The organism is Niveispirillum lacus, from assembly GCF_002251795.1.
GTDB lineage: Bacteria > Pseudomonadota > Alphaproteobacteria > Azospirillales > Azospirillaceae > Niveispirillum > Niveispirillum lacus.
The window spans coordinates 1-20,500 of the sequence record NZ_NOXU01000007.1 but is presented as its reverse complement, the minus strand read 5'-3'; the positions used below and the strand labels follow the sequence as shown (position 1 = coordinate 20,500).

Annotated in this window: 17 protein-coding genes and 1 tRNA gene; 16 read left to right on the top strand and 2 right to left on the bottom strand. The window is 61.6% G+C overall.

The window, feature by feature from the left end:
- Positions 1–409 precede the first annotated feature (409 nt).
- The 12 genes from CHU95_RS00280 (at position 410) to CHU95_RS00225 (ending at position 14,457) form a co-directional block, all read left to right on the top strand.
- Positions 410–485, top strand: a tRNA-Trp gene (locus tag CHU95_RS00280).
- Between the two features lie 85 nt (positions 486–570).
- The gene (gene secE / locus CHU95_RS00275) at positions 571–786 is read left to right on the top strand and encodes a preprotein translocase subunit SecE (RefSeq protein ID WP_094452565.1); all 216 of its coding nucleotides are present in this window, start codon (positions 571–573) and stop codon (positions 784–786) included.
- Between the two features lie 4 nt (positions 787–790).
- Positions 791–1,321 (top strand): transcription termination/antitermination protein NusG, encoded by a 531-nt coding sequence (gene nusG, locus CHU95_RS00270; protein ID WP_094452563.1) that lies wholly within the window; start codon positions 791–793, stop codon positions 1,319–1,321.
- 132 nt (positions 1,322–1,453) lie between these two features.
- Entirely contained in the window at positions 1,454–1,888 is a 435-nt protein-coding gene (rplK, locus tag CHU95_RS00265; RefSeq protein WP_094452569.1) for a 50S ribosomal protein L11, read from the top strand.
- Positions 1,888–2,595, top strand: coding sequence for a 50S ribosomal protein L1 (rplA, locus tag CHU95_RS00260; protein WP_094452561.1), 708 nt, complete (start codon positions 1,888–1,890; stop codon positions 2,593–2,595). Before rplK ends, rplA begins: the two co-directional genes overlap by 1 nt.
- A 307-nt stretch (positions 2,596–2,902) precedes the next feature.
- On the top strand, positions 2,903–3,421 hold the full coding sequence (gene rplJ / locus CHU95_RS00255; RefSeq protein WP_094452559.1) for a 50S ribosomal protein L10: 519 nt from the start codon (positions 2,903–2,905) through the stop codon (positions 3,419–3,421).
- Between the two features lie 45 nt (positions 3,422–3,466).
- The gene (gene rplL / locus CHU95_RS00250) at positions 3,467–3,847 is read left to right on the top strand and encodes a 50S ribosomal protein L7/L12 (protein WP_094452557.1); all 381 of its coding nucleotides are present in this window, start codon (positions 3,467–3,469) and stop codon (positions 3,845–3,847) included.
- Positions 3,848–4,224: 377 nt separating this feature from the next.
- The gene (gene rpoB, locus CHU95_RS00245) at positions 4,225–8,418 is read left to right on the top strand and encodes a DNA-directed RNA polymerase subunit beta (RefSeq protein ID WP_094452555.1); all 4,194 of its coding nucleotides are present in this window, start codon (positions 4,225–4,227) and stop codon (positions 8,416–8,418) included.
- A gap of 88 nt (positions 8,419–8,506) precedes the next feature.
- Complete coding sequence (gene rpoC / locus CHU95_RS00240) at positions 8,507–12,793, top strand: DNA-directed RNA polymerase subunit beta' (protein ID WP_094452553.1); 4,287 nt, start codon at positions 8,507–8,509, stop codon at positions 12,791–12,793.
- Positions 12,794–12,971: 178 nt separating this feature from the next.
- Entirely contained in the window at positions 12,972–13,772 is an 801-nt protein-coding gene (locus tag CHU95_RS00235; RefSeq protein ID WP_094452551.1) for a class I SAM-dependent methyltransferase, read from the top strand.
- A 63-nt stretch (positions 13,773–13,835) separates the two neighbouring features.
- The gene (locus tag CHU95_RS00230) at positions 13,836–14,165 is read left to right on the top strand and encodes a hypothetical protein (RefSeq protein ID WP_094452549.1); all 330 of its coding nucleotides are present in this window, start codon (positions 13,836–13,838) and stop codon (positions 14,163–14,165) included.
- Between the two features lie 10 nt (positions 14,166–14,175).
- On the top strand, positions 14,176–14,457 hold the full coding sequence (locus CHU95_RS00225; RefSeq protein WP_094452547.1) for a hypothetical protein: 282 nt from the start codon (positions 14,176–14,178) through the stop codon (positions 14,455–14,457).
- Here CHU95_RS00225 and CHU95_RS00220 read toward each other — a convergent pair whose 3' ends face one another.
- Positions 14,458–14,859 carry a DUF2306 domain-containing protein gene (locus CHU95_RS00220; protein ID WP_207762322.1) on the bottom strand — a complete coding sequence of 134 codons (402 nt, stop codon included), beginning with the start codon at positions 14,857–14,859 and terminating at the stop codon, positions 14,458–14,460.
- An 88-nt stretch (positions 14,860–14,947) separates the two neighbouring features.
- Positions 14,948–16,285: a 30S ribosomal protein S12 methylthiotransferase RimO gene (rimO, locus tag CHU95_RS00215; protein WP_094452545.1), complete on the bottom strand. Its 1,338-nt coding sequence runs from the start codon at positions 16,283–16,285 to the stop codon at positions 14,948–14,950.
- Between the two features lie 159 nt (positions 16,286–16,444).
- On the opposite strand from rimO, the gene CHU95_RS00210 reads away from it, so the two are divergent.
- The 4 genes from CHU95_RS00210 to fusA all read left to right on the top strand — a co-directional run bounded on the left by CHU95_RS00210 (position 16,445) and on the right by fusA (position 20,410).
- Positions 16,445–17,050 (top strand): Uma2 family endonuclease, encoded by a 606-nt coding sequence (locus CHU95_RS00210; RefSeq protein WP_165771912.1) that lies wholly within the window; start codon positions 16,445–16,447, stop codon positions 17,048–17,050.
- A gap of 400 nt (positions 17,051–17,450) precedes the next feature.
- Positions 17,451–17,822, top strand: a complete 372-nt coding sequence (gene rpsL / locus CHU95_RS00205; protein WP_054169737.1) for a 30S ribosomal protein S12 — start codon at positions 17,451–17,453, stop codon at positions 17,820–17,822.
- A gap of 12 nt (positions 17,823–17,834) precedes the next feature.
- On the top strand, positions 17,835–18,305 hold the full coding sequence (gene rpsG / locus CHU95_RS00200) for a 30S ribosomal protein S7 (RefSeq protein WP_094452541.1): 471 nt from the start codon (positions 17,835–17,837) through the stop codon (positions 18,303–18,305).
- Positions 18,306–18,340: 35 nt separating this feature from the next.
- On the top strand, positions 18,341–20,410 hold the full coding sequence (fusA, locus tag CHU95_RS00195; protein WP_094452539.1) for an elongation factor G: 2,070 nt from the start codon (positions 18,341–18,343) through the stop codon (positions 20,408–20,410).
- Positions 20,411–20,500: the final 90 nt, after the last annotated feature.

Sequence of the window (20,500 nt, the reverse complement as noted above, 5' to 3'; positions counted from 1 at the left end):
CACCGTCGGCGCCGGCGTTGTGTCGAAGATCGTCAAGTAAGTCACTTTAAAGTCCGCAGCACGGGGCTGCCCCCCGTGTTGCGGACAGCCTGCGATTGCCGATCCCGCACCGTGCGGTGTCGTATGCCAAGGCGGCAGATGTTGTTGCCCGGCAGGTGAAAGGCAGAAGCACAGGAAAGGGTCGCGGGCCACCGCGGCCCTTTTCCTTTTTTGGGAAGGACTTGGCCGTGAAGGGTCTGGTCCGTCCGGGATTGCGGAGCGCGCAATGATCCCCTGCACCGCGGATTGATCATCGGTGCAAACTGGTTGTTGCGTTGCGGGCGCGATTGCGCTATCAACCCGCACTCCCCGGGATCGCTCGGGGCGATGGTGATGTTTTGTCGCCGGCGCCAAAGTGGTTCTGAGGTGTAGGAGTGTAGCTCAACTGGTAGAGCACCGGTCTCCAAAACCGGGGGTTGGGGGTTCGAGCCCCTCCACTCCTGCCATCCCTTCAACAAGGATGGCCCCCTGCCGAAGTCCGGCCCCGCCGGTGCCTGTGCCAGGGTGACGTCATGGTATGTGTATTCAGGAATGATGGCCGACGCCGACATGGCTAAAACCAATCCCGCAGAATTCTTGCGCGAGGTGCGCCGTGAAGTCGCCAAAGTCACGTGGCCGACGCGGAAGGAGACCCTTGTCTCCACTGCGATGGTCTTCGTGATGGTGACCCTGGCCGCTATCTTTTTCCTGGCGGTGGACCAGATCCTCGGATTCGGTATCCGCCTGATTCTCGGTATCGGGGGCTGATCCCATGGCCATGCGTTGGTACGTCGTTCACGTCTATTCCGGCTTCGAAAAGAAGGTCGCCCAGGCGATCCGTGAGAAGGCCGCCCAGAAGGGCCTGGAAGAGAAGTTCGGCGATATCCTGGTCCCGACCGAAGAGGTCGTGGAAGTGCGCCGTGGCGCCAAGATCAACTCTGAACGCAAATTCTTCCCCGGCTATGTGCTGGTGAAGATGGAGCTGGAAGATGAGACTTGGCATCTGGTGAAGAATGCGCCGAAGGTGACGGGTTTCCTGGGTGGTGGCGGCAAGCCGCAGGCCATCTCGGAGACCGAGGCGCTGCGCATCATGAGCCAGGTTCAAGAAGGTGTGGAGCGCCCCAAGCCCTCCATCACATTCGAGGTGGGCGAGAATGTCCGCGTGACGGACGGTCCCTTCACCTCCTTCACCGGTCTGGTCGAAGAAGTGGACGAAGACAAGTCGCGTCTCAAGGTGGCGGTGTCCATCTTCGGCCGCGCGACCCCGGTGGAACTGGAATATACCCAGGTCGAAAAGATCTGACGAATTGCCGGCCGGTGGTGTCCACCGGCCGGTTCACGTGTGGGAGGCTAAGCCCGTAAGTCCAAGGGCGGCCGCACCACGCAAATCCCATGACGGAACGGCCCGGCCGTCCGTCAGACTATGAGGATCATCATGGCGAAGAAAATCGTCGGCTATATCAAGCTGCAGGTTCCGGCCGGCAAGGCCAACCCGAGCCCGCCCATCGGTCCGGCGCTGGGTCAGCGCGGCCTGAACATCATGGAATTCGTCAAGCAGTTCAATGCGAAGACGGCCCAGCTGGAACAGGGCATGCCCATTCCGGTCGTGATCACCGCCTATGGTGATCGCACGTTCACCTTCGTGACCAAGACCCCGCCGGTGACCTACTTCCTGAAGAAGGCCTCGGGCATCTCCAAGGGTTCGTCCACGGTTGGCAAGTCCGCCGCCGTTGGCAAGGTCACGACCTCTCAGGTCCGCGCCATCGCCGAACAGAAGATGGTCGATCTGAACGCGAACGACGTTGAAGCCGCGATGACCATGATCGTCGGTTCCGCCCGTTCCATGGGTCTCGAAGTGGTGGAGGGCTGATCATGGCCATCGGTAAGCGTCTGAAGAAGGCCAACGGCAACGTTGACCGCGCCAAGTTCTATGCCCTGAGCGACGCCGTCGCCACGGTGAAGAGCAATGCCACCGCCAAGTTCGACGAAACCGTCGAAATCGCGATGAACCTGGGCATCGATCCGCGTCACGCCGACCAGCAGGTCCGTGGCATGGTGGTGCTGCCGAACGGCACCGGCAAGACTGTCCGCGTTGCCGTTTTTGCCCGCGCCGCCAAGGCTGAGGAAGCCAAGGCCGCTGGCGCCGATCTGGTTGGCGCCGACGATCTGGCCGAGCAGATCCTGGCCGGCAACATGGATTTCGACCGCTGCATCGCCACCCCGGACATGATGGGTGTGGTCGGCAAGCTGGGTAAGGTTCTGGGCCCCCGTGGCCTGATGCCGAATCCGAAGCTGGGCACCGTGACCCCGAACGTCGCCGAGGCCGTGAAGGCCGCCAAGGGCGGTTCGGTTGAGTTCCGCGCCGAGAAGACCGGTATCGTCCATGCCGGCGTCGGCAAGGCCAGCTTCTCTGCCGAGGCGCTGGAAGAGAACGTGAAGGCGTTCGTTTCCGCGATCAACCGCGCCAAGCCGTCGGGCGCCAAGGGCACCTATGTTGAGAAGGTCTCGCTGTCCTCCTCGATGGGTCCGGGCCTGAAGCTTGACGTGGCGGCCCTGGTTGCTGCGCTGAACGCCTAAGTTCAGGCACGAATTTCCCGTTTCGGTTTCGGCCGGGACGGGATCGGGTCCTCCGCTTGGGGGGCCCACCCTGTCCGAGACCGCCGTGCGCCGATGGGCCTTTCCCTGACGCTTAATAGTCCAGCCGGCGCAGACAGGAGCAAAAGCATTGAATTGCTAGGACGGTGCTTTGCCGCCCTGGACATGATGGCTTGACGCTTCTGGGACAGGTAACCCCGATCCGGGCTGGTTCATCCGAACCGGCCTGGATGTGTTGTAACCGGGCAGAACGGCCTTCGGGCCGACCTGTCCCTATTGGAGGCGAACCGTGGATCGTTCACAGAAGGAAGCAACGATCGCGGCCCTTAATCTTGAGCTGCAGTCGGCAGCCCTCGTCGTCGTGACTAAGCAGTCCGGCATGACGGTGGCTGAAGTTACCGACCTGCGCCGCAAGATGCGGGCCGCGGGCGCGAGCTACAAAGTGACCAAGAACCGGCTCGCCGTCATCGCCCTCAAGGGCACGCAGTTCGAGAAGACCGAGGGCCTGTTCAAGGGCCCGACCGCGCTGGCCTGGTCCAAGGACCCGGTTTCGGCGGCCAAGGTTGCGGTCGACTATGCTAAGACCAACGACAAGTTCAAGATCGTTGGTGGCAGCATCGGCAATGTCACGCTGGACGCCGCGGGTGTTGACGCCCTGTCCAAGCTGCCGTCGCTGAACGAACTCCGTGCGTCGCTGCTCGGCATGATCCAGACCCCGGCGACCCGTATCGCCGGTGTTCTGCAGGCACCGGGTGGCCAAGTGGCCCGCGTTCTCGCGGCCTACGCCAAGAAGGACGAGGCGGCCTGAGCCGCATCTCACTCAACGTTTATCTAGTCCCCTTAGGAGACCATCATGTCCAAGCTGGAAAAGCTGGTTGAAGAACTGTCCGCCCTGACCGTCATCGAGGCGGCCGAACTGTCCAAGCTGCTGGAAGAGAAGTGGGGCGTTTCCGCCGCCGCTCCGGTGGCCGTTGCTGCTGCTCCGGCCGCTGCTGGCGCTGCTGCCCCGGCTGCTGAAGAGCAGACCGAGTTCACGGTTGAGCTGGCCGACGCCGGTTCCAACAAGATCAACGTGATCAAGGAAGTCCGCGCCATCACCGGCCTGGGCCTGAAGGAAGCCAAGGACCTGGTCGAAGGCGCCCCGAAGGTCGTGAAGGAAGCCGTGTCCAAGGACGAGGCTGCCAAGCTGAAGAAGCAGCTGGAAGACGCTGGCGCCAAGGTCAACGTCAAGTAATATACGTGGCACTCGTTGCTGCATAAGAAGACGCTGGACGGCGGTCTCCGGAATGGGACCGTCGCCCGGCGTCGTCTGTCTTTTCTGGACCGGAACGATCCGCTATCATGGCGGGCTTTTCCGGGACGGGACCATGGCGGTTCCGGGCGGTGCAGGGGTCACCCTGTGTCAATCGGGAAAAACCAAGGCAAATCCTGGCTTCCACCGGCAGCGGAAACGGGACGAGCTGATGATACCGACGCGATCCGGCGCCGATCCTGTGGGGTTTGCGCCCGCGTCGATTCGTGTTTTGGGGCGGTGGGCTGGCGCCCGAAGCCTCAATTTGGGCATTGATCTAGAGCGCGCATTGCACCGGGCGAGTTCACGAGAGGCACTCTATGGCCAAGTCGTTCACGGGACGTAAGCGTATCCGCAAGAGCTTCGGGCGTATCCCCGAGGTGACCCGCATGCCGAACCTGATCGAGGTTCAGCGCAGCTCCTACGACCACTTCCTGCAAATGGATGTGGCGCCGGAGAAGCGGGCGGTCCTCGGTCTCCAGGAAGTCTTCAAATCGGTATTTCCGATCAAGGACTTCTCCGAGCGCGCCGTGCTGGACTTCGTCCGGTACGAGCTGGAGCAGCCGAAATATGATGTCGAGGAATGCCAGCAGCGCGGGATGACCTTCGCCGCGCCGCTGAAGGTGACGCTTCGCCTCACCGTGTTCGACATTGACGAAGATACCGGCCTGAAGTCGATCCGCGACATCAAGGAACAGGACGTCTACATGGGCGATATGCCCCTGATGACGGCCAACGGCACCTTCATCATCAATGGCACCGAGCGTGTGATCGTCAGCCAGATGCACCGCAGCCCCGGTGTGTTCTTCGACCATGACAAGGGCAAGACCCACAGTTCGGGCAAGTATCTGTTCGCCGCCCGCGTCATCCCCTATCGTGGCTCGTGGCTGGATTTTGAGTTTGATGCGAAGGACATTGTCTATGTCCGCATCGACCGCCGCCGCAAGCTGCCGGCCACCACGCTGCTCTATGCGCTGGATGGCCTGGACACAGAGGCTGCCCGCGCTGCCCGCAAGGCGCTGGGCAAGGATCTGCTGCCCTATGAGGCGCAGGGCATGACCAAGGAAGAGATCCTTGGCTCCTTCTATGAGACGGTGACCTATACCCGGTCTGGCGCCGGCTGGAAGACCGCTTTCGAACCGGAGCGTCTGAAGGGTCAGAAGCTCGCCACCGACCTGGTTGACGCCCGTACCGGCGAAATCCTGGTCCAGCGCGAGACCAAGATGACCCCGCGCGTCCTGAAGCGCCTGGTCGAACAGGGCCTGACGGAAGTCGCTGCCCCTATCGAAGAGATCATTGGCCGCTATCTGGCTGTCGATATCATCGATGAGCGTACGGGTGAGGTTCTGTACGAGGCGGGTGATGAAATCAGCAGCGCCTCGCTGGACAAGCTGGAAAAGCTGGGCGTGCAGGACCTGCCCGTCCTGGCCATCGATCATCTGAATGTCGGCCCCTATATCCGCAACACGATGGCCGCCGACCGCAACGCGTCGCGTGAAGATGCGCTGGTCGATATCTATCGTGTCATGCGTCCGGGCGAGCCGCCGACGCTGGAAAGCGCTGAGGCGCTGTTCCAGGGCTTGTTCTTCGACCAGGAACGCTATGACCTGTCGGCCGTGGGCCGCGTGAAGATGAACGCCCGTCTGAATTTCCAGACGGACGATCAGATGCGTGTGCTCCGTAAGGAAGACATCCTGAAGATCCTGAAGATCCTGGTGGAACTGAAGGATGGCCGGGGCGAGATCGACGATATCGACCATCTGGGCAACCGTCGTGTTCGCTCCGTGGGCGAACTGATGGAAAATCAGTATCGCGTCGGTCTGCTGCGCATGGAGCGTGCGATCCGCGAGCGTATGTCGTCGGTGGAAATTGATACGGTCATGCCGCATGACCTGATCAATGCCAAGCCGGCGGCCGCTGCTGTCCGCGAATTCTTCGGCTCCTCGCAGCTGTCGCAGTTCATGGACCAGACCAACCCGCTGTCCGAGATCACGCACAAGCGTCGTCTCTCGGCCCTGGGGCCGGGCGGTCTGACCCGTGAGCGCGCCGGCTTCGAAGTCCGCGACGTGCATCCCACGCACTATGGCCGTATCTGCCCGATTGAGACGCCGGAAGGCCCGAATATCGGTCTGATCAACAGCTTGGCCACCTATGCCCGCGTCAACCAGTACGGCTTCATCGAAAGCCCCTACCGCAAGGTGGTGGATCAGAAGGTGACGTCGGAAGTGGTGTACCTGTCGGCCATGGAAGAAGGCCGCTATATGGTGGCCCAGGCCAACGCGCCGTTGCAGGCCGATGGCAAATTCGCCGAGCTGCTGGTCTCCTGCCGTAAGGGTGGTGAATATCTGCTGGCGCGGCCTGACATGATCGACCTGATCGACGTGTCGCCCAAGCAGGTTGTGTCCGTCGCTGCGGCGCTGATCCCGTTCCTGGAGAACGACGACGCCAACCGCGCGCTGATGGGCTCCAACATGCAGCGTCAGGCCGTGCCGCTGATCAAGGCGGACAGCCCCCTGGTCGGTACCGGCATGGAAGCCACCGTTGCCCGCGACAGCGGCGTGACCATCGTGGCCCGCCGCGCCGGCATCGTCGACCAGGTGGATGCCACCCGTATCGTGGTCCGTGCGACCGAGGATACGGACCCGGCGGCCCCCGGCGTTGATATCTACAACCTGCTGAAGTTCCAGCGTTCCAACCAGAATACCTGTATCAACCAGAAGCCGCTGGTGAAGGTGGGTGACCGGGTGATCAAGGGCGATATCATCGCCGATGGTCCCTCCACCGACCTGGGTGAACTGGCCCTGGGCCGTAACGTGCTCGTCGCGTTCATGCCCTGGAATGGTTACAACTTCGAAGACTCGATCCTGATCTCCGAGCGGATCGTGCGTGATGACGTCTTCACCTCGATCCATATCGAGGAGTTCGAGGTCATGGCCCGCGATACCAAGCTGGGCCAGGAAGAAATCACCCGCGACATTCCCAATGTCGGCGAAGAGGCTCTGAAGAACCTCGACGAAGCGGGTATCGTCTATATCGGCGCGGAAGTCCGTCCGGGCGACATCCTGGTCGGCAAGGTGACACCGAAGGGCGAAAGCCCGATGACGCCGGAAGAAAAGCTGCTGCGCGCCATCTTCGGCGAAAAGGCCTCTGACGTGCGCGACACGTCGCTGCGCCTGCCGCCGGGTGTCGTCGGTACCGTCGTGGAAGTGCGCGTCTTCTCCCGCCGTGGCGTGGACAAGGACGAGCGCGCGCTGGCCATTGAACGGGCCGAGATCGAGAAGCTGGCCAAGGACCGCGACGACGAGAAGGGCATCCTGGAACGCTCCTTCTACACCCGTCTGAAGGAACTGCTGATCGGCCAGACCGTCGTGTCGGGTCCGAAGGGCCTGAAGGGTGGCGAGGCGATCACCGCTGACCTGCTGGCGGGTCTGACCCGTGGGCAGTGGCGCCACATCTCCGTTGCTGATGACGGGGTGATGGAGTTCATCGAGCAGACCGGCAAGGTGTTTGACGACAGCGTCCAGCGCCTGCAGGAGAAGTTCGAGAACAAGGTCGAGAAGCTGCAGCGCGGTGACGAGCTGCCGCCCGGCGTGATGAAGATGGTCAAGGTCTTCGTGGCGGTGAAGCGCAAGCTGCAGCCCGGTGACAAGATGGCCGGTCGTCACGGCAACAAGGGCGTGATCAGCCGCATCACCCCGATTGAAGACATGCCGTACCTGGAAGATGGTCGGAATGTTGACATCGTGCTGAACCCGCTGGGCGTGCCCTCGCGCATGAATGTCGGTCAGATCCTGGAAACCCATCTGGGTTGGGCGGCTGCCGGTCTGGGTCGCCAGATCGGGGAGATGCTCGACAAGATGCGGGCCCAGGCAACGGATGCCGCCATCAAGTCCAAGACTCTGGATGAGCTGCGGGCCCGCCTGCGCCACATCTATGGTGAGGATGTGTGGGGGGCCGATATTGCCGATATGGGTGACGCCGAGCTGATCGAGTTGGCCAATAACCTGCGCCGCGGCATTCCCTTCGCCACCCCCGTCTTTGACGGTGCGCGCGAAGAGGATATCTGCCGGATGCTGGAAGATGCCGGCATCGACCGGTCGGGCCAGATGCAGTTGATCGACGGGCGTACGGGTGAGCCGTTCGACCGCCGCGTCACGGTCGGCTATATCTATATGCTGAAGCTGCACCACCTTGTCGACGACAAGATCCACGCCCGCTCCATCGGCCCCTACAGCCTGGTCACCCAGCAGCCGCTGGGCGGTAAGGCCCAGTTCGGTGGCCAGCGCTTCGGTGAAATGGAAGTGTGGGCACTGGAAGCTTACGGTGCCGCCTACACGCTGCAGGAAATGCTGACGGTGAAGTCAGACGACGTGTCCGGCCGTACCAAGGTTTACGAAGCCATCGTCCGCGGCGACGACAATTTCGAAGCCGGCATTCCCGAAAGCTTCAACGTTCTGGTCAAGGAACTGCGTTCGCTTGGCCTGAATGTCGAGCTGAACGAGCGCGACTACTAAGGGCCGATCAGGTCGACACCCGGCGGGTCTCCGCCCGTCGGGTGTCCTCATCGTTTGACGAAGCCATGACCCCCAGGGGAGACGGCACATGAATACCGAATTGATGAACATCTTCGGCACCCCGCAGGGGCCGCAGAGCTTCGACCAGATCCGCATCTCGATTGCCAGCCCGGAGCGTATCCGCTCCTGGTCGTTCGGCGAGATCAAGAAGCCCGAGACGATCAACTACCGGACCTTCAAGCCGGAGCGCGACGGCCTGTTCTGCGCCCGCATCTTCGGTCCGATCAAGGATTACGAGTGCTTGTGCGGCAAGTACAAGCGCATGAAGTATCGCGGCATCATCTGCGAAAAGTGCGGCGTGGAAGTGACCTTGTCCAAGGTCCGCCGTGAGCGCATGGGCCATATCGAACTGGCCTCGCCCGTTGCCCATATCTGGTTCCTGAAGTCGCTCCCCAGCCGTATCGGCCTGTTGCTGGACAACACGCTGAAGGATCTGGAGCGCATTCTTTATTTCGAAAACTATGTCGTCATCGAGCCCGGCCTGACCGAGCTGAAGCAGGGTCAGTTGCTGTCGGAAGACGAGCTGATCGACTTCCAGGACAAGTACGGCGAAGACACTTTCACCGCCAAGATCGGCGCCGAGGCCCTGAAGGACATGCTGTCCTCGCTGGACCTGGTCACCGAGAAGGCGAACTGCCGTGACGACCTGCGCGAAACCTCAAGCGAGGCCAAGCGCAAGAAGCTCGTCAAGCGTCTGAAGATGCTGGAAGCTTTCCTGGGCAACCCGGTCGAGGTGGAAACAGTCGCCGATTACGAGCGGTTTGAAGGCTATAAGGAGCGTATCGAGCGCGCCGATGGCCCGACCATCTACAAGACCTACCCGGAAGCCACCCGCCCGGAATGGATGATCCTGGAAGTCGTTCCGGTCATCCCGCCCGAACTGCGTCCGCTGGTGCCGCTGGACGGTGGTCGTTTCGCGACGTCGGATCTGAACGATCTGTACCGCCGCGTGATCAACCGCAACAACCGTCTGAAGCGTCTGATCGAGCTGAAGGCCCCGGACATCATCGTCCGTAACGAAAAGCGCATGCTGCAGGAAGCGGTTGACGCGCTGTTCGACAATGGCCGCCGCGGTCGTGTCATCACCGGTGCCAACAAGCGTCCGCTGAAGTCCATCAGCGACATGCTGAAGGGCAAGCAGGGCCGCTTCCGTCAGAACCTGCTGGGTAAGCGCGTCGATTATTCCGGTCGTTCGGTTATCGTCGTGGGTCCCGAACTGAAATTGCATCAGTGCGGCCTGCCGAAGAAGATGGCGCTGGAGCTGTTCAAGCCCTTCATCTACGCCAAGCTGGAACTGTACGGGCTGGCCAGCACGATCAAGGCCGCAAAGCGTATGGTGGAAAAGGAACGTCCCGAGGTTTGGGACATCCTGGAAGAGGTCATCCGCGAGCATCCCGTGATGCTGAACCGCGCGCCGACCCTGCACCGTCTTGGCATCCAGGCGTTCGAGCCGACCCTGATCGAAGGCAAGGCGATCCAGCTTCATCCGCTGGTCTGCACCGCGTTCAACGCCGACTTTGACGGCGATCAGATGGCCGTGCACGTCCCGCTGAGCCTTGAAGCTCAGTTGGAAGCGCGCGTCCTGATGATGTCGACCAACAATATCCTGTCGCCCGCATCCGGCCGTCCCATCATCGTGCCGTCCCAGGACATCATCCTGGGTCTGTACTACATCACGATGGAACTGCCCGGTGCCGTGGGTGAAGGCATGGCCTTTGGGTCCATCGGCGAGATCGAGCATGCGTTGGCCGCCAAGGTCGTCACGCTGCATTCCAAGATCCAGGCCCGCTATCATACGGTGGACCAGGACGGCAAGCCGATCACCACCCGCGTGACGGCCACGCCCGGTCGTATGCTGCTGTCGGAGATCCTGCCGCGCCATCCGGCCATCAAGTTCGACCTGATCAACCGCCTTCTGACCAAGAAGGAAATCGGCAACATCATCGACGTCGTCTACCGCCATTGCGGTCAGAAGGAGACGGTGATTTTCGCCGACCGGATGATGCGTCTGGGCTTCACCAACGCGTTCAAGGCCGGCATCTCTTTCGGCAAGGATGACATGGTCATCCCGGCTGAGAAGGAGACGCTGATCAAGGAAGCCCAGGACCGCGTGAAGGAGTTCGAGCAGCAATATCTGGACGGTCTGATCACCCAGGGCGAAAAGTACAACAAGGTGGTCGACGTCTGGTCGGAAACGACCGAAAAGGTCGCCGGCGCCATGATGAAGGTGATCGAGCAGCCGCGTCCGGGCTTCGGCGTGAACTCGGTCTACATGATGGCCCATTCCGGCGCCCGTGGTTCGCCGGCCCAGATCAAGCAGTTGGCCGGTATGCGCGGCCTGATGGCCAAGCCCTCGGGTGAAATCATCGAGACGCCGATCATTTCCAACTTTAAGGAAGGTCTGACGGTTCTCGAATATTTCAACTCCACACACGGCGCCCGTAAGGGTCTGGCCGACACGGCGTTGAAGACCGCGAACTCCGGTTATCTGACCCGCCGTCTGGTGGACGTGGCGCAGGACGCCATCATCACTGAGACCGATTGCGGTACCAAGAATGGCCTGACCGTGAAGGCGGTGATTGATGGCGGTGACGTCATTGTTCCGCTGTCCGAACGTATCCTGGGCCGGACCTCGACCGTTGATCTGGTCAACCCGCTGACCGGCGAGATGATCCTGCCGGCCGGTGAGCTGATCACCGAACGCGAGGTCGAACTGGTTGACCGCGCCGGCATCGACACCGTCCATATCCGCTCCGTGCTGACCTGCGAAACGCAGGATGGCGTGTGCGCCCATTGCTACGGCCGCGATCTGGCCCGTGGTACGCGGGTGAACATGGGTGAGGCTGTGGGCGTCATTGCGGCACAGTCCATCGGTGAGCCGGGTACGCAGCTCACGATGCGCACCTTCCACATCGGTGGTGCGGCGCAGCGCGGTGCAGAGCAGAGCTTCATTGAGGCGACGCTGGATGCCAAGGTGATCGTGCGCAACCGCAACCTCGTCATGAACAGCGAGGGTGTGCCGGTGGTGATGGGTCGCAACTGTGAACTGGCGCTGCTGGACGAACAGGGTCGTGAGCGCGCCAAGCACCGTGTGCCCTATGGCGCCAAGCTGAACAAGGCGCTGGCCGTCGACGGCGCGCCGATCAAGCGCGGCGACCGCATGGCCGAATGGGACCCGTATACCCTGCCGATCCTGACGGAACGCGAGGGTACGGCCACCTATGTCGACCTGGTGGAGGGTATCTCGGTCCGCGAGGTCATGGACGAAGCCACCGGCATCTCGTCCAAGGTGGTGGTCGATTGGCGTCAGCAGCCGCGCGGTGCGGATCTGCGTCCGCGTGTGGCCCTGCTGGACGCCAATGGCGAAGTCGTCAAGCTGCCGAACGGCACGGAAGCCCGCTACTTCATGAGCGTGGATGCCATCTTGTCGGTGGAGAATGGTGCGAAGGTGCAGGCCGGTGACGTGCTGGCCCGTATCCCGCGCGAAAGCTCCAAGACGCGTGACATCACCGGTGGTCTGCCGCGCGTGGCGGAATTGTTCGAAGCCCGCCGTCCCAAGGACTTCGCGATCATCGCGGAGATTGAGGGCCGGGTGGAGTTCGGCAAGGACTACAAGACCAAGCGCCGTATCGTTGTGAAGAATGACGAGACGGGGGAAGAGCGTGAGTACCTGATCCCGAAGGGCAAGCACATTGCCGTTCAGGAGGGCGATTATGTCCAGAAGGGCGACAGCCTGATGGATGGCAGCCCGGTGCCGCACGACATCCTGTCGGTCATGGGCGTGGAAGCGCTGGCCAACTACCTGATCAACGAGATCCAGGACGTCTATCGTCTGCAGGGCGTGAAGATCAACGATAAGCATATCGAAGTGATCGTCCGTCAGATGCTGCAGAAGATCGAAGTTTCCGATCCGGGTGATACCACCCTGCTGATCGGTGATCAGGTTGATCGCGTGGAGTTCGAGCAGGAAAACCGCGCCGTTCAGCAGCGGATCAAGGAAGGCGAAGTCGATCTGCGGTACGCCGTCGGCAAGCCGGTTCTGCAGGGCATCACCAAGGCCTCGCTGCAGACCCGGTCCTTCATCTCCGCCGCGTCGTTCCAGGAAACGACCCGTGTCCTGACGGAAGCTGCCGTCCAGGGCAAGGTCGACAACCTGGAAGGCCTGAAGGAGAATGTGATCGTCGGTCGCCTGATCCCGGCCGGTACCGGTTCGGTCGTCAACCGTCTGAAGGCCATTGCTGCTGAGCGCGATCGCGCTATGCAGATGGGTGAAGACGGCGAAACGCCGGCCCTGCCGGAAGCGGCTGCCGAGTAAGTTCGGTTACGGCTGAGTTGAGTAGGAAAGGGCCGCCCTGGCAACGGGGCGGCCCTTTTCCGTTCAACGGCGTACGGATGTTTGTTCTGGTTCAGGACAGACCAAAGAACGAATTTTCTGTTGTGGTGACGCAGCAATTCCCCAATCCTGGGCTGCCGGCATTCCTTGGGAAATGCAGATGTCCATTCATGAGCGTGCCCGTGCCCACGCCCTGCGGCTATTGAACAATGGACCCGGAACTGAGACGCTTCTGAATGAGGTCTTTGAGTTCCTGGCCCATTATCGCTGTCATCTGCTGGGCAACACCATTGTCAGCAAAGGTGGGCCAGTTGTCAGTGGCGGACCGTTTGCCGGGATGAAACTTGTCCAACCCGCCACTGGCTTTTTCGCCCCGATGCTTCTGGGCTGCTATGAGGAAGAGTTGCATGGCATCGTCCGCGCCATCCCGGATGCCGGTTACGAGCATGTGATCAATATCGGCTGCGGCGACGGCTATTATGCTGTCGGAATCAAGCGCCTTGCCCCTTCCGTGGAAATCTGGGCGCACGATATCGACCCTCAACAGCAGGAAAGATGTCGCGCGATGGCGGCCCTTAATGGTGTCGACATTCATGTCGGTGGGGCGTTTGAGCCAGAGCGCTTCGCAACCCATGCCGACCGACGGACATTGATCTGGTGTGATATCGAGGGGGCGGAGGAGGAACTGCTGGACCCGGTGCGCTGGCCAGCGCTGGTGGATATGGATGTGTTGGTGGAGTTGCATCCAACCGACCATGGCCATACGCGGGCTACCGTGCCGGCCCGGTTTGCCTCCACCCATGAGATCGAAATTTTTCAGTCGGGGGGCCATGCGCCGGAATTCCCCGAATGGCTGCGGGAGGCAGGGCAGTTGAACCTGCTTCTGGCACAGTTTGAAGGGCGCGGCGCACCGACTCCCTGGGCGATGATGCGTGCGCGCAGCAAGGCAGGGGCGGTTTGACGGTTGGCAAGGGCGCCCCGGCGGCCTAAATAGGCTCTCATCATGTTGACGGGAGTGAGGCCGATGGCGGGTAGTCGTTTGACGGGCAGGCTTGGGCTGCTGTTCGCGGCGTTGACGGGTGTTGGCGCAGCCTCCATCGTCGGTTCGCTGCTGCGTGCCTTGCCGCAGGCCCCGCTGATCGCTGCGGAGAATCCGCTGCTGTTGGCGGCCGCACCATTGCCAATCGGCGCCGCCGCCGCCATTGGCCACATCTTCTGGCTGCGCGGCCTGATGGCCAGGCAGGCGCCCACCAAGCCGGCGGATACTGGCATCCCGGCGCGGACCTTGGTGCCGCCGCCCGATGACGGGGATGGTAACGGCAAACCGCGCTGGCGGCCTGTGATCCGGAACTGAGGGCAGGGCGATGAACCGTACCCAGCTGACCCTGGCGCTGGACCGGATGGATCGGCTATACCCTAATGTGCTTCAGCCCGATTACCGCGACGAGGTACTGGGCGTCGGGCGTTCCTTTGCGCCACTGGCCCGCACGGCCAAGAAGCTGGGCAGTCTCCTGCATGCCCATCGCGGCCGTAAGCTGGACCAGTTGGAAGAACGTGTCGTGTGCGAGGTCCGGCAACTGCATGACGAATTGCGCGAAGGCGCACAGCGTCTGCTGGCTGCGAAGGTCTGGATTGGCGACGAGTGATCAGCCCCCGAAAAACACCCTGTACATCAGGCGCCCAGGCAGCAGCGTAAAGGCTCCGGTGATCAGCAAGGCCAGCACATACAGCCGCACCATTGCCTTCTTGTGACGCACAATGTCGCCGCGCCGCGCCAGACGGATGGCCTGCCACAGCGTGATCAGTGTCAGCACCGACAAAAGGTGAATGGCGCTGAACGGTCCGATCATCCGGATTTCATGGATGAAAAAGGAAGACAGCGCCACGATGGCCATGCAAGCCACCCAGACACGGCCCAGCACCCGGTGGCTCGCAGTACCCTTGGGCCTCGCGAACTGGACGCCGCCCAGGATGATGGCAGTAGCCGCCAGCACGGCATGGACCTGGATCAGGGCCGGTGCGCCCAGGAAAAGCTCGAAACCCTGCAATTCTCATCCCCTGTCCGATAGGTTTTTCCAACCTATCGGACAAAGCGGACAGAAAAATCAATGATTTCGTGAAGAGCCTTTAAATAAATCAGCGAATGACGCTGCCCCAAAGATCGTATTCGTCGGCTTCTTCAATCTTCACACGGACCATGTCGCCGGGTTTTACCTTGAACTCGTCATTGAGGTAGACAGCGCCGTCAATTTCAGGCGCATCGGCCCAGGAGCGGCCAATGGCACCCTCCTCGTCCACTTCGTCGATCAGCACATCCATCTCACGACCGATCTTGGCAGCGAAGCGCTTGGCGCTGATCTCCTGCTGGTGGGCCATGAGGCGGTTCCAGCGTTCCTCCTGGACCTCCTTGGGTACAGCACCGGCCAATTCATTGGCGGGCGCACCCTCGACCGGCTCATACTTGAAGCAGCCCAGACGATCGATCTGTGCCTCGGTCAGCCAGTCGAGCAGATATTGGAAATCCTGTTCGGTTTCGCCTGGGAAGCCCACGATGAAGGTGGAGCGCAGGGTCAGGTCGGGGCAGCCCTGGCGCCACATCTTGATCCGGTCCAGCACCTTGTCGGTGTTCGCCGGACGCTTCATGGCCTTCAACACATTGGGGGCGGCATGCTGGAAGGGAATGTCCAAATAGGGCAGCACCTTACCGTCGGCCATCAGGCCGATCACCTCATCCACATGCGGGTAGGGATAGACATAGTGCAGGCGAATCCAGGCACCGAGATCGCCCAGTTCGCGCGCCAGATCGATGAACTTGGCGCGCACCTGCCGGCCCTTCCACTTGCTCTCGGCATAGCGGGTATCCATGCCATAGGCCGACGTATCCTGGCTGACGACCAGGATTTCCTTCACGCCCGCCTTCACCAGTGCCTCCGCCTCGGCCAGCACCATGTTGGCGGGGCGGGAGACCAGATCGCCCCGGATCGACGGGATGATACAGAAGGTGCAGCGGTTGTTGCAGCCCTCGGAAATCTTCAGATAGGCGTAATGGCGCGGGGTCAGGCGCAGGCCTTGCGGCGGGACCACGTCCAGATACGGATCATGGCGCGGCGGCACCACATCATGCACGGCATTCACCACCTGCTCATACTGATGCGGGCCGGTGACGGCCAGGACATTGGGGTGGCTCTGCCGGATCAGGCTCTCTTCCTTGCCCAGGCAGCCGGTGACGATGACCTTGCCATTCTCCTTGATGGCTTCCCCGATGGCCTCTAGGCTTTCGGCCTTGGCACTGTCCAGGAAGCCGCAAGTATTGACCAGCACGACATCAGCCCCGTCATAGGAGCCTGAAATCTCATACCCTTCCGACCGCAGCTTGGTCAGAATGCGTTCACTGTCCACCAGCGCCTTGGGGCAGCCGAGGGAGACGATGCCGACCTTAGGCGCGGCGGCGGGGGTATGGGTCTGCTTGGTCATGGGGAAGGGTCCTTGAAAACAAGCGGCCTATATAAGGCCGTACGCGCGCGCAGGCCAGTGGGGGCGCAAGCATGGCCGGGTGGCGATTAGCGGCGCAGATGGCGTAGCTGCACGATTCGGGCTATGATAGCGAGCGATGATTGCATCCGGGATGCCGCCATGGCCGTCGCCGTCACGAAATCTACGCTGAACCGCATGAGCATTGAGGAGTTCCTGGCATGGGACTCGGGCGATGACCGGCGCTATGAGTTGGTGGATGGCTGGCCGGTGGCACAGTCGGCGCCCTCCCGCAGTCATGGATGCATGGATGTAATTGTCGGTGCCGGTTTGAAGAACCGGCTTAAGCCTGCGGGACGCCCCTGTGTCGTTGAAAACGGCAGCGCGCTGCCCATCGACAAGCCCTGGACTGTACGGGCACCCGACCTGCTGGTCCGGTGTGGGGCGGATTGGCAGACGGCGGACGCGCCGATCCTAGCGGTGGACATACTCCCGCCCACCAATTCCGCAAGTGAAATGGCCCGCAGGCGTGACGATTATGCCTCCGCCGGCATCCAGCAGGTGCTAGAACCGGACCAGGACGATGCCCGCGCCCTGCTCTGGCGGGCCGATGGTGACCGTTGGATTGTCGAAACGATCCGGGATCTGCAAGGTTCCACAACCCTGGACATTATCGGCGTCAGTATCCCCATGGCGGAAATAAATGAGGATGTGGAACTGACACCGCCGGACGATGCCGGTCGTCCGGGAAGCGCATCTGCCCCCTGACAAGGCTCGTCAGCCCTGCGAGCGGCTGGGGGCCAGGATGCGTGGGAAACGTGGCGGAAGTCTTAGGGTCGCGCTTGACGGGGTTGGGACTCATCCCTATAGTCCGCCAACCTATTTCGGGGGGGCAGGCTGTAGCCCGCCCTCGTGGCGTCTAGACGCTGTCCCCACTGTTGGCAACAAGCGCTTACCTACAAGGGACGCAGGCCAGCTCCAAGGAACCTCCCCGGAACAGTCGATAGCCGCACCCGAGTCCTTGTTCGGACGGCGCATGAGATTCTCCCGCACGGAGCCTTCAGCTTCGTATGCGGGCGTTTTTCGTCCGTCATTATGAGGTTGGTGGTGCGACCGGTTTGGAATGACATCCCCGTTGCGGGGATATGAGAAAAGGCGAAGGGCGTTCATGCCGACGATCAGTCAGTTGATCCGCAAGCCGCGGGCTCCGTTGGTGGCCCGGGATAAGGTGCCGGCCCTGCAGGAATGCCCGCAGAAGCGTGGCGTCTGCACCCGTGTCTACACCACCACCCCGAAGAAGCCGAACTCGGCGCTTCGTAAGGTCGCCCGCGTGCGCCTGACGAACGGCTACGAGGTCATCAGCTATATTCCCGGTGAAGGCCACAATCTTCAGGAACACTCGGTCGTCATGATCCGTGGTGGTCGCGTGAAGGATCTTCCCGGTGTGCGTTACCACATCATCCGCGGCACGCTCGATACACAGGGCGTGAAGAATCGGAAGCAGCGCCGGTCGAAGTACGGCGCGAAGCGTCCGAAGTAAGGAGAGCGAGCAATGTCCCGTCGTCGTAAAGCCGACAAGCGCGAAGTTCTGCCCGACGCCAAGTTCGGCGATATCGTGCTGACGAAGTTCATGAACTGCCTGATGTACGACGGCAAGAAGTCGGTGGCTGAGTCCATCGTCTACGGCGCCCTGGATCGTATCGAGGCGAAGACGAAGCAGGACGCCCTGCAGCTCTTCCATGACGCCCTGAATAATGTCCGTCCGTATCTGGAAGTCCGTTCCCGCCGCGTTGGTGGTGCGACCTACCAGGTGCCGGTGGAAGTGCGTTCCGACCGTGCGCAGGCTCTGGCGATCCGGTGGATCATCGGTGCCGCCCGCAACCGTTCGGAAAACACCATGACCGAGCGTCTGTCGGGTGAGTTGCTGGACGCCGCGCAGCAGCGTGGTACGGCTGTGAAGAAGCGTGAAGACACGCATCGCATGGCCGAAGCCAACAAGGCCTTCTCGCACTACCGCTGGTAAGGTCGAACGAACCCCGCACGGCGAAGCCCCACTCCATGGCCCGGTCCCACCCCATCCACTCCTATCGGAACATCGGCATTGCCGCGCATATCGATGCCGGCAAGACGACGACGACGGAGCGGATTCTGTTCTACACGGGCAAATCCTATCGTATTGGCGAGGTCGATCACGGCACCGCCACGATGGATTGGATGGAGCAGGAGCAGGAGCGGGGGATCACCATCACGTCGGCGGCGACCACCTGTTTTTGGAAGGATCACCGGATCAACATCATCGACACGCCAGGGCATGTCGACTTCACTATTGAGGTCGAACGGTCATTGCGGGTTCTGGATGGTGCGGTGGCCCTGTTCGACGCAGTGTCGGGCGTCGAGCCCCAGTCGGAGACGGTGTGGCGGCAGGCGGACAAGTACCGCGTGCCCCGTATCTGCTTCGTGAACAAGATGGACCGCGTTGGTGCGGATCTTCTGGGGACAGTGGCAATGATGAAGGAGCGGCTGGGGGCAAACCCGGTGCTGCTTCAATTGCCGCTGGGTGTGGAGGCGGGCTTCAAGGGTGTCATTGACCTGATTGCCATGAAGGCAATCATCTGGGCCGATGACATGCTGGGGGCTCGGTTCGATCAGGTGGAAATCCCGGCCGATCTGCAAGACCAGGCCAAGCGCTTTCGCGCTCAACTGGTTGAACAGGCGGTCGAGATGGAAGAGGCGGCGACGGATGCTTTCCTGTCTGGTGTGGAGCCGGACGAGAACGAGCTCCGTCGATTGATCCGTAAGGGCACCATCGGGTTGCGGCTTGTTCCGGTGCTGTGCGGGTCGGCGTTCAAGAACAAGGGCGTTCAGCCCATGCTGGATGCTGTTGTCGATTATCTGCCATCCCCGGCGGATAAGGGCGATATCCAGGGTATAACGCCGTCGGGTGATGCGGTCAGCCGCGCTGCCAATGACGAGGCGCCCTTTGCGGCGTTGGCGTTCAAGGTGATGAATGATCCGTTCGTCGGGTCTTTGACCTTTGCCCGTATCTATTCCGGTTCTTTGCGTCAGGACGCCGTTATGGCCAATCCTGGCAAGAAGCAGGAAGAGAAGGCTGGCCGCATGCTGCTGATGCATGCCAACAGCCGGGAAGAGATCGAAGCGGCCCACGCCGGCGACATTGTCGCGTTCGCTTCTCTGGAGGGGACGTCGACAGGCGATACGTTGTGTGATCCGGCCCATCCGATCCTGTTGGAGCGGATGGACTTTCCCGAGCCGGTGATCGAGGTGGTGGTCGAGCCGCGTACGCAGGCCGATCATGACCGGATGGCGGTGGCCCTGGGCCGTTTTGCGGCTGAGGATCCTTCCTTCCGGATCGGTCGTGACGCGGAATCGGGGCAGGTGATCCTGCGGGGCATGGGTGAACTCCATCTGGAGATCATCGTGGACCGTATGCGCCGGGAGTTCCGGGTGGAGGCGGCGGTCGGTAAGCCCAAGGTGGCGTACCGCGAAACCATCACCGTCAGGGGCGAGGCCGATTACACACATCGGCGCCAGATCGGTAATGCCAGCCAATTCGCCCGCGTCAAGCTGGCGGTTGAGCCGGCGGCGGGTCAGGGGTTGGTGTTTGTGAACAAGCTGGCGGCGGACACGCTGCCCAAGGAATTTGTCACGGGTGTGCAGAAGGGGCTTGAGGCCGCCAGAACCTCGGGTGTGATCGCCGGATATCCGGTGGTTGATGCCCGGGTCGAGCTGGTCGATGGCGCCTTCCACGATGTGGAAAGCTCTGTGCAGGCGTTTGAAATGGCTGCGCGGGGGGCATTGCGGGAAGGGCTGGCCAAGGCTCGCCCCGTCCTGCTGGAGCCCGTGATGAAGGTCGAGGTGGTAACCCCGGAGGAGTATCTGGGGGATATTATCGGCGACCTGAACAGCCGCCGGGGGCATATTCTCGGCATTGATCAGCGCGGCAATGCCCGCGTTATTGATGCCAAGGTGCCGCTGGCGACGATGTTTGGTTATGTGAATGCGCTTCGGTCCAGCAGTCAGGGCCGGGCACAGTACTCAATGCAGTTTGAAACGTATGAACCGGCGCCGCACGCCATCGCTGACGAGCTTCGCAGCAAGGTGGCCTGAACTGGTCGTCAACCGATTGAAATGAGGACGGAACATCATGGCTAAGGCTAAGTTTGAGCGGACGAAGCCGCACTGCAACATCGGCACCAT